The sequence below is a fragment of the Sedimenticola sp. genome (assembly GCF_050289425.1).
Lineage (GTDB): Bacteria > Pseudomonadota > Gammaproteobacteria > Chromatiales > Chromatiaceae > Sedimenticola.
In genome coordinates this window covers 92,437-100,794 of sequence record NZ_JBNKFS010000015.1, presented here as the reverse complement: position 1 = coordinate 100,794, position 8,358 = coordinate 92,437, and the positions used below count along the sequence as shown (strand labels likewise).

The 8,358-nt window shown below is 56.1% G+C and carries 9 protein-coding genes, 1 other RNA gene and 2 riboswitches; of the genes, 2 read left to right on the top strand and 8 right to left on the bottom strand.

The genetic code is table 11. The annotated features are described in order from the left end of the window. The 5 genes from ACQY5R_RS12040 to ACQY5R_RS12020 form a co-directional block, all read right to left on the bottom strand. On the bottom strand, positions 1-296 hold a 296-nt coding region (locus ACQY5R_RS12040), incomplete at its 3' end, for a hypothetical protein (RefSeq protein WP_428608690.1). A 178-nt stretch (positions 297-474) separates the two neighbouring features. After that, on the bottom strand, positions 475-1,065 hold the full coding sequence (locus ACQY5R_RS12035) for a 5-formyltetrahydrofolate cyclo-ligase (RefSeq protein WP_428608681.1): 591 nt from the start codon (positions 1,063-1,065) through the stop codon (positions 475-477). A 24-nt stretch (positions 1,066-1,089) separates the two neighbouring features. Further along, positions 1,090-1,273: non-coding RNA, 6S RNA (gene ssrS / locus ACQY5R_RS12030), on the bottom strand. Between the two features lie 29 nt (positions 1,274-1,302). Beyond that, a complete protein-coding gene (locus tag ACQY5R_RS12025) occupies positions 1,303-1,617 on the bottom strand; it encodes a cell division protein ZapA (protein WP_428608679.1) in 315 nt (104 codons plus the stop codon). Positions 1,618-1,679: 62 nt separating this feature from the next. Continuing rightward, positions 1,680-1,910 (bottom strand): TIGR02449 family protein, encoded by a 231-nt coding sequence (locus tag ACQY5R_RS12020; protein ID WP_428608676.1) that lies wholly within the window; start codon positions 1,908-1,910, stop codon positions 1,680-1,682. Positions 1,911-2,051: 141 nt separating this feature from the next. Here ACQY5R_RS12020 and ACQY5R_RS12015 point away from each other — a divergent pair, with 141 nt between their 5' ends. Beyond that, on the top strand, positions 2,052-2,606 hold the full coding sequence (locus tag ACQY5R_RS12015) for a UPF0149 family protein (RefSeq protein WP_428608673.1): 555 nt from the start codon (positions 2,052-2,054) through the stop codon (positions 2,604-2,606). After that, positions 2,603-3,910, top strand: a complete 1,308-nt coding sequence (gene pepP, locus ACQY5R_RS12010; RefSeq protein WP_428608670.1) for a Xaa-Pro aminopeptidase — start codon at positions 2,603-2,605, stop codon at positions 3,908-3,910. The genes ACQY5R_RS12015 and pepP overlap by 4 nt, the downstream gene beginning before the upstream one ends. A 9-nt stretch (positions 3,911-3,919) precedes the next feature. On the opposite strand, the gene ACQY5R_RS12005 is transcribed toward pepP, so the two are convergent. From ACQY5R_RS12005 to ACQY5R_RS11995, 3 genes are all read right to left on the bottom strand, one after another. Then, positions 3,920-4,981 (bottom strand): ABC transporter ATP-binding protein, encoded by a 1,062-nt coding sequence (locus ACQY5R_RS12005; RefSeq protein ID WP_428608667.1) that lies wholly within the window; start codon positions 4,979-4,981, stop codon positions 3,920-3,922. Further along, a complete protein-coding gene (locus ACQY5R_RS12000) occupies positions 4,956-6,572 on the bottom strand; it encodes an ABC transporter permease (protein ID WP_428608664.1) in 1,617 nt (538 codons plus the stop codon). The genes ACQY5R_RS12005 and ACQY5R_RS12000 overlap by 26 nt, the downstream gene beginning before the upstream one ends. 184 nt (positions 6,573-6,756) lie before the next feature. Further along, positions 6,757-7,773, bottom strand: coding sequence for a Fe(3+) ABC transporter substrate-binding protein (locus ACQY5R_RS11995; protein ID WP_428608661.1), 1,017 nt, complete (start codon positions 7,771-7,773; stop codon positions 6,757-6,759). Positions 7,774-8,065: 292 nt separating this feature from the next. Then, positions 8,066-8,153: riboswitch (glycine riboswitch) on the top strand. Positions 8,154-8,168: 15 nt separating this feature from the next. After that, positions 8,169-8,264: riboswitch (glycine riboswitch) on the top strand. The last annotated feature ends 94 nt before the right edge of the window (positions 8,265-8,358 follow it).

The following is an 8,358-nucleotide window of genomic DNA, read 5'->3' as shown; positions in this document are numbered from 1 at the left end:
GCGACCTTTTTCTTAGCTACCTTCTTTTTAGCCACTTTCTTTTTAGCGGCGACCTTTTTCTTAGCTACCTTCTTTTTAGCCACTTTCTTTTTAGCGGCGACCTTTTTCTTAGCTACCTTCTTTTTGGCCACTTTCTTTTTAGCAGCGACCTTTTTCTTGGCTACCTTCTTTTTGCTGACGGCTTTCTTTTTACTGACCGTCTTTTTGGGTGCGATAGCCTTCTTGCTGACTGTTTTCTTCGCGACTGCACCCTTCTTCTTTGCAGCTTTCTTCTTAGCGGCTTTCTTGACGGCCATTACACTCCCTCCACGATCAGTATGTAAAAGTCAATTTTGAGTATAATAAAGTATTCAAAAAAAGCTAGTAAATTACGGATATTTTGGTCTTTTTTGGCTTGATTTGTAACTTGAAAGCGATCTTTTTGAGCTTTTAGCTTAATTGGGATGGGAATAGGGATTGAATGAAAGGCTGGGGTTACCGGTACGACTTATATCCTCGCTCAGTGATGATGCCGTGCAGCGGTACATCCCAATGCTCTCTTGTGAGTTCTTCAATGCACTGAAATGCGTGGGCATAGCCAACGAGCTTGGGACGGATCCATCGCTGATGTCTCAGTTGATAAGAGAGGGTGCGATCGTAGTAACCTCCGCCCATACCTATGCGAGTACCTTCGCTGTTGAACGCAACCAACGGCATGACAATTAGATCAAGCGACCAGGCCGGTTTAGGTTTACTGTGCCGGATATTAGGTTCAGCAATGCCGAAACGGTTGGGTATCAGACGTTCTCCATCTCTATACTCGGCAAACCAAAGCGAATTATTGGTGCCGGGTTTAAGAACCGGTAAATAGAGTTTTTTATGTAGTTGTCTTAACCGGCGTATCAAGGGTTGGGTGTCCAGCTCACCATCTGCGGCGAGATAGAGTGCAATGTGATTGCAGTGGATAAGTTGTGGATTGCAAATGAAGTGGGTGGCGGCAGACAGGCTATTTGCTCGATGTTCCTGCGTGGTCAGGCTGCGCCTTTTTGCACGAATGGCTTGGCGTATTTTTGCTGGGTTAGGCATCTAGTTGTGTTGGAATGAAATAAGGCATCCCCCGCCTGTGCCGTAGCAAATCATCGTTCTTGAACCAGTAGGTTCAAGTGGGGACGACAAGGAAGCTTAAGGCTTTCCGCTTTGGGCGGACATGCACAATGACATTCCCATTAAGTCCCCGGGGTAATGAATAGGCTCAAGAAAATACCCGATTCGCTTACAAACACCGCAGGGGATACCTGTGAGAATAGGCTAACTCTAATGGATTTAAAGATCCAGCTGATTTTCTTTACTAAGGATGGCGTCAATTTTTTGTTGCATGGTGCGCAGTCGGGAGTTAATGCCAAGATTTGCTTCATCCTTATGCATCTGTTTTTCGAGCAGGTCATGTGCCAGATTGAGCGATGCCATTACCGCAATCCTATCCGTCCCCAGCACTTTCCCACTCGAACGGATCTCCCGCATCTTCTGATCGACCAGGCGCGCGGCAGCGATCAGACTCTCTTCCTCACCCTGCTTACAGGCAACGCGGTACTCCTTGTCCAGTATGCGCACGGTAACGGGGATGCTGTTCTCGATCACGTTTATTATCCAGGATGTATTTGATGTTGGCGGATTAGCGCGGTGATTTTATCCGATATGGATCAGCCGGTTTCGATGGCGCGCAGCCGGGAGATCATTGCTTCGACACGGCTTCGGGCCAGTTCGGTCTTCTCGATCAACTCCGCGCGCTCTGACATCAGCTCCTGCTGTTTGCCGCGGAGACTTCTGTTCTCATCACTTAACCGCTCGATCGTGCGGATCAGCTGATCCACTTGTGACTCAAGCCGTTTAAGGTCCAGTTCTGTAGAGGAATTGGGGTCGTTCGTGTTCATAACGTCCAATATAGAGTGAGCTAAAGCGTCGGTCAATGTTATCCCTATGCATGATACTATCATTAAGGCGATATGCTATTAGATAATGCGCAGTTAGTGATATTGTCCCAATAAATACAGCCCCCATGAAACAGGTTTCCAATGAGTGATAGCAGTTTGAATTATGAGCGTGTCGAACGGCAGATGGCCTCGGCGGATATTGAGAGTACCGGTGCCGAAGTGCATGGTATTTTGTGCGGGTTGATCTGTGCGGGTCGTGAAGATGCCCAGGCGCGCTGGTTTGCCGAGTTGTTTACCGAGATGCAGGCAACGGATCTATTGGTACGTGAGTGCGCCAACTCGCTCAAGGTGCTGCATGATGAAACCCTGGCGGCGGTAACAGGACCGGGGCTGGGGTTTACCCCCTTCCTGCCTGATGAGGAGGTGCCGATCAAGCAGCGAGCACAAGCGGTCGCAGACTGGTGTCAGGGGTTTCTCTACGGTATCGGGGTGGCGGGGCTTTCGGCCGACCACGACTTTTCTACAGAAACCCAGGATGCCTTGAGTTCATTGTCTGAAATCACCCGTATGGATCTGGATCATCTGGATGGGGGAGAAGAGGATGAGGAGTCGCTCACGGAGATAGCGGAATTTATTTGGGTGGCCGCCATGTTGGTGCATGCGGAAATGGTCGCCGACGAGACGGAGCGGTCATGACTCAGGCGGAATTCAAACGACGGCGCAATCAACTGATGCGCATGATGGGGCCGGGTAGCATCGCCATCCTCCCTTCGGCTCCGGTGTCGGTGCGCAACCGGGATGCCGATTACCCTTATCGTCCCGATAGTGATTTTTACTACCTGACCGGGTTTCCAGAACCGGAAGCGGTAGCCGTGCTGATACCCGGTCGTAAACAGGCTGAATATATTCTGTTTTGCCGTGAGCGCGATCTGGAAAAAGAGACCTGGAATGGACTACGCGCCGGTCAAGAGGGAGCCTGCGAGATTTATGGCGCAGATGACTCTTTTCCGGTCGGTGATCTGAATGACATTTTGCCGCGCATGATTGAACAGAGTGAGCGGGTGTTCTACGCCATGGGTTGTAATCATGAGCTGGATAAGCAGATGTCGGAATGGATCAGTACAATTCGCAACATGGGGCGTAATGGGGTACATGGCCCGATTGAGTTTGTGGCACTGGACCACTACCTGCATGACATGCGGCTGTATAAAAGTCGTTCCGAGATTAAAGCGATGCGAACCGCCGCGCGAATCTCAGCTAAGGCACACAAGCGGGCGATGCAGTATTGTCGTCCGGGACTTATGGAATGGCAGGTGGAAGCAGAGTTGGTGCATGAGTGCGCCCGTCAGGGAGGGCGTTTCCAGGCCTATACCCCCATTGTTGGCGGGGGCGCCAACGGCTGCATTCTGCACTATGTAGAGAATTCTGCCGAGCTGAAGTCAGGGGATCTGCTGTTGATTGATGCCGGTTGTGAGTATGACTATTACGCCTCGGATATTACCCGCACCTTCCCGGTCAACGGAAAATTCACGCCGGAACAACGGGCGCTTTACGAATTGGTACTCAAGTCCCAGGAGTCGGCAATCGAGAAAGTGCGTCCGGGAAATCACTGGAACGACCCGCATGATACGGTCGTTAAAGTGATCACCAAGGGGTTGGTTGAACTGGGAATACTCAAGGGCCGCGTCTCCACCCTGATTAAGAAAGAGGCGTACAAGTCTTTTTATATGCACCGCGCCGGTCATTGGCTGGGTATGGATGTCCATGATGTGGGGGATTATAAAATCGACGGAAAGTGGCGCCTGCTGGAGCCGGGTATGGTTCTGACGGTTGAGCCGGGTATCTATATTCCGGCCGGTGCAAAAGGGATAGCGAAAAAGTGGTGGAATATCGGCATCCGCATTGAGGATGATGTGCTGGTGACCAAGGATGGGCACGACATTCTCTCCAAAGATGTGCCTAAGTCGGTTGAAGAAATCGAGGCCTTGATGGTCAGGTAGACGGTTTGGTCAGAGTGCCCGGCCATCGTTAGAGAACAGGACCAGATCCTGAATGTCCAGTTTCAGGCTGACCGTGTCACCGGGGGTGTGTTGCTGGTGGCTGGGTGCGAGACACTGGAAATGGTGGCCGCTGGCCAGTTGCAGGGTATAGAGATACTCCGCACCCTGGAACAGGCGTTCGCTGATCCGGGCACTGATGGAACCCTCCTTGGTGGTTAGATGGATGTCGTCGGGGCGGATCAGCAGTTGCAGGGCGGTGCCGGTCTCAATGCCGTCGGGGAGTTTGCCGCTCAGGCGTCCAAACGGTGTATCGATGCTGTTTCTGTCGGCAACCTGAATGGCGAATAGGGCGCCGCGGCCGACAAAGTCAGCCACGAAGGTTGTGGCCGGGTGGTGGTAGAGATTGTAGCCGCTATCCCACTGATGCAGTTTGCCCTGGCTCATGACGCCAATTTGATCGGCCATGGCGAAGGCCTCGGTCTGGTCGTGGGTTACCAGGATGGCGGTGATGCCATCCTGTTTCAGTAGTGAGCGCACTTCGCTCGCCAGCTGTCCGCGCAGCTCGGGATCGAGGGCGGAGAACGGCTCGTCCAGCAACAGGATCTCCGGGCGCGGCGCCATGGCGCGAGCCAGTGCAATGCGCTGTTGCTGTCCGCCGGAGAGTTGGTGCGGGTGTTTGCCGGCGGAGTCGCTGAGCCCGACCAGCGTCAGCAGGTCGGCAATCCGGGATTGCTTTTCTGCGGCCGTCCAGCCGCGCAGGCCGAAGCCGATATTTCCGGCTACCGTGAGATGGGGGAACAGGGCAAAGTCCTGGAATACCATGCCCACGCGGCGCCGTTCCGGTGCAATCATGCGCTGGGTGTCACAAACCACTTTTCCATGCAGTGCGATACGGCCCTGGCGCAACGGCTCAAAGCCCGCAATCGCCCGCAACAGGGTGGTCTTGCCACAGCCGCTGGGGCCCAGCAGGCAGCCGATGTCACCTTCACGCAGCTGCAAGCTGACCCGCTGTACCACATCGGTGGCACCGAAGGTGACGGTCGCCTCATTCAGTTCCAGTCGGTAGCTCATGCTTCTCTCTCGAATTGCGTATGGAACGGCTCAGCAGGATGACCGGGATGATTCCTGCCAAGACAATGGTCAGGGCGGCGCTGGCCGAATCCTGAAGGCGTTCGTCCGAGGCCAGTTCGAAGGCCCGGACCGCCAGGGTATTGAAATTGAACGGGCGCAGCACCAGGGTTGCCGGCAGCTCCTTCATCACATCCACAAAGACCAGCAACAGTGCCGTCAGCAGGCTACCCTTCAGCATCGGCAGATGCACCCGCTTCAGCACCTCGCCCGGCGAGGCGCCCAACGTACGGGCACTCTCATCAATACTCTGTTTGATCTTGCCCAGTCCCGCTTCCACCGTTTGTAGCGAAACTGCGAGAAAGCGCACCAGGTAGGCCGAGACCAGCGCCACCAGGGTGCCGCTCAATAGCAAGCCGCTGGAAACGCCATAATGCGCCCGCAGCCAGCTGTCGATGCCGTTGTCGATCCAGGCGAGTGGCAACATCACTCCGACCGCAATCACCGTGCCGGGTACCGCGTATCCCATGCCGGCCACCCGAACCGCGGCCACCGTACTGCGGTTGGTGCTGATGCGCCGTCCGTAACCCATGAGCAACGCCAACAACAGGGCGAGCAGCGCGGTACCGGCGGCCAGGCCAACGGTATTGAGGGTCAGACGCAGAAACTCGTGATCGATCATCTCGCGTGTCTGGATCGCCCAAAATAGTAACTGGCCGGCCGGTAGCAGGAAACCCAGTGTCAGTGCGGTCGAGCAGATCAGGATGGCACCCAGCTTCTGCCTGCCCTGGAGCACAAAACCGGGCAGGGACTGGTGGCGCTGGCTGGCGTGGTGGTAACGCATCTTGCGGCGTGACCAGCGCTCCAACAGTACCAGGGTAAAGACAAACAGCAGTAGCGCGGTGGAAAGTTGCGCGGCGGCGGCACTGTCGTCCATGCCGAACCAGGTGCGGAAAATGCCGGTGGTGAAGGTGCCAATACCGAAATACTGAACCGTGCCGTAATCGGCCAGGGTCTCCATGAGTGCCAGGCTCAGGCCGGCCACCACGGCGGGTCTGGCCAGCGGCAGGGCTACCCTGAAGAAGGTGCGCCAGGGTCCATTGCCTAGTGATCGGCTCACCTCCAGCACGCACACCGACTGCTCCAGGAAGGCGGTACGCGAGAGCAGGTAGACGTAGGGATAGAGGGTTAGTGACAGCATGCCGCCGGCGCCCCACAGGGAACGGATATCGGGAAACCAGTATTCCCCATACCGCAGGCCAAACCAATCCCGCACGCTCGACTGGACCGGCCCAGCCACGTCGAACATGCCGGTGTAGGTGTAGGCGATGATATAGGCCGGCATAGCCATGGGCAGCAGCAGCGCCCACTCGAACAGGCGCCGGCCGGGGAAGCGGCACATGGTGGTGAGCCAGGCGGTGGAGACACCGATCAGCAGGGTGCCCACGGCCACCTCCAACATAAGCAGCAGGGAGTTGCTGACATAGTCGGCTAGCACGGTGTCGGCGAGGTGTTGCCACACCTCACCGGCCGGAATCAGGGCATAGCTGGAGACGACCAGCACCGGCATGGCCAGCAGCAGGGCGGTGCCCATGATCCCGAGCCGCCAGGACAGCGGTGCTGTTGCTCGTCTGTTGTTGCCAGATGCCACCGCTTCAAGGTTTCCGGAGTGACTGAAGATAAAAGACCAACGCCATCCAGCAGGATGGCGTTGGTGTGTGAAGCCCTATTCTCTGGGGTTCAGCGGGATTGTGCAATAGAGGTCGCCCCCCTTGCGATTACTTCCAGCCCGCCTTGTCCATCAGACGTACGGCGGTTGGGTTGTTCTTGCCTAGTTGCGAAAGGTTCAGTGTGTCAGCCTTGAAAGTGCCCCATTGCTTGAGGGTTTCAGACCACGCTACCCCGGGGCGCACCGGATACTCATGGTTGACGCTGGCGTACCAGGCCTGGGACTTTTCATTCACCAGGAACTCCAGTAGTTGGATCGCTGCCGCCTTGTTTTTGGCGGAACGGGTTACGCCCGCCCCACTGACATTAACGTGAGTGCCGCGGTTAGCTTGATTGGGCCAGAACAGCGCAACCTTGGAAGCGGCGGCCCGCTCGCCTTCGTCCTTACTGTTGATCATGGCGCCCAGATAGTAGGTGTTGATGATCGCCAGATCACAGACGCCGGCAGCCGCGGCCTTGACTTGGTCGCGGTCGCCGCCCTTTGGATCGCGGGCGAAATTTTTCACGAAACCGTCGGCCCACTCCTGGGTGGCGGCCTCGCCGTTAGCGGCGATCAGCGAAGCTACCAGGGACTGGTTGTAGATGTTGCCGGAGCCACGAATACAGATACGGCCTTTCCATTGTGGGTCGGTCAGGGCTTCATAGGTGGAGAGCTGCTGGGGATCAATCCGGTCCTTGATATAAGTAACCACCCGGGCGCGTACCGAAAGCCCGTGCCAGAACCCCTCGGGGTCGCGATAGTGGCTGGGGATGGCCGCGCTCAAAATGTCGCTGCTAACCGGTTGCAGGACGTCCGCTTCCTTGGCGCGGTGCAGGCGGCCGGCGTCGGTGGTGATGAACAGGTCGGCCGGGGAGTTGGCTCCCTCGCTGGTTAGCCGCTTCAACAGAGCGTCCGCCTTGCCGGTGACCAGGTTGACCTGGATACCGCTTTCGCTGCTGAACTGATCCAGCAGTGGCTTGATCAGGGCTTCCTTGCGGGCTGAATAAACATTCACCTCGGCCGCCAACGCATGGGTGCAGAGGGCGAGAGTGGTGACAAATAGGGCTAGCTTGTAGCGGATGTTCATGGGAGGGCCTCCAGGATTGTTAATTCAATGATGCGCATTCTATTAATAATCATTCGCGTTTGCAATACTAACAATCTCGTATCGCCCAGCAATCTCTATCCGATGTTTTGCGATATCGCAGTCCAGCCCTGTCGCAATTGCCATTGGAGCCAGTTTGCAAGGGATTGGGGTGGTGCGGCCGTCTACCCCGGTCAGTATAGAAAAGGCTGGCGGCGAGAGCGACCAGGGGACTTTCTCTCCACCACCGTTATTGGCAAAGGGTAACTCAACAGGTATAGTCGGCAATTCAATCCAAACCACTGTGGGAGAGATCGGCCGAGGCCGACACCGAAGGCGCAAACCGTCCGGAATCGCTCAGGTAGAAGGACCGCGGTGTGGGGAGGGATCTCTCCTTCCAGGTTGACTCTGGAGAGTGGCCGTCCGGCCCACCGACGGGGCAGGGACCGATCATTTCGGTTTCAAACTCTCAGGTTCAGGACAGAGGGGCGGCGCATGGGATCATTCCCCTGCGCCGCCCCTTTTTTTGTCCGGGGACGGACTTATGCTGCCGAGCACAGGGATGTGTGAGAGCTGCCTTGTTTTTGA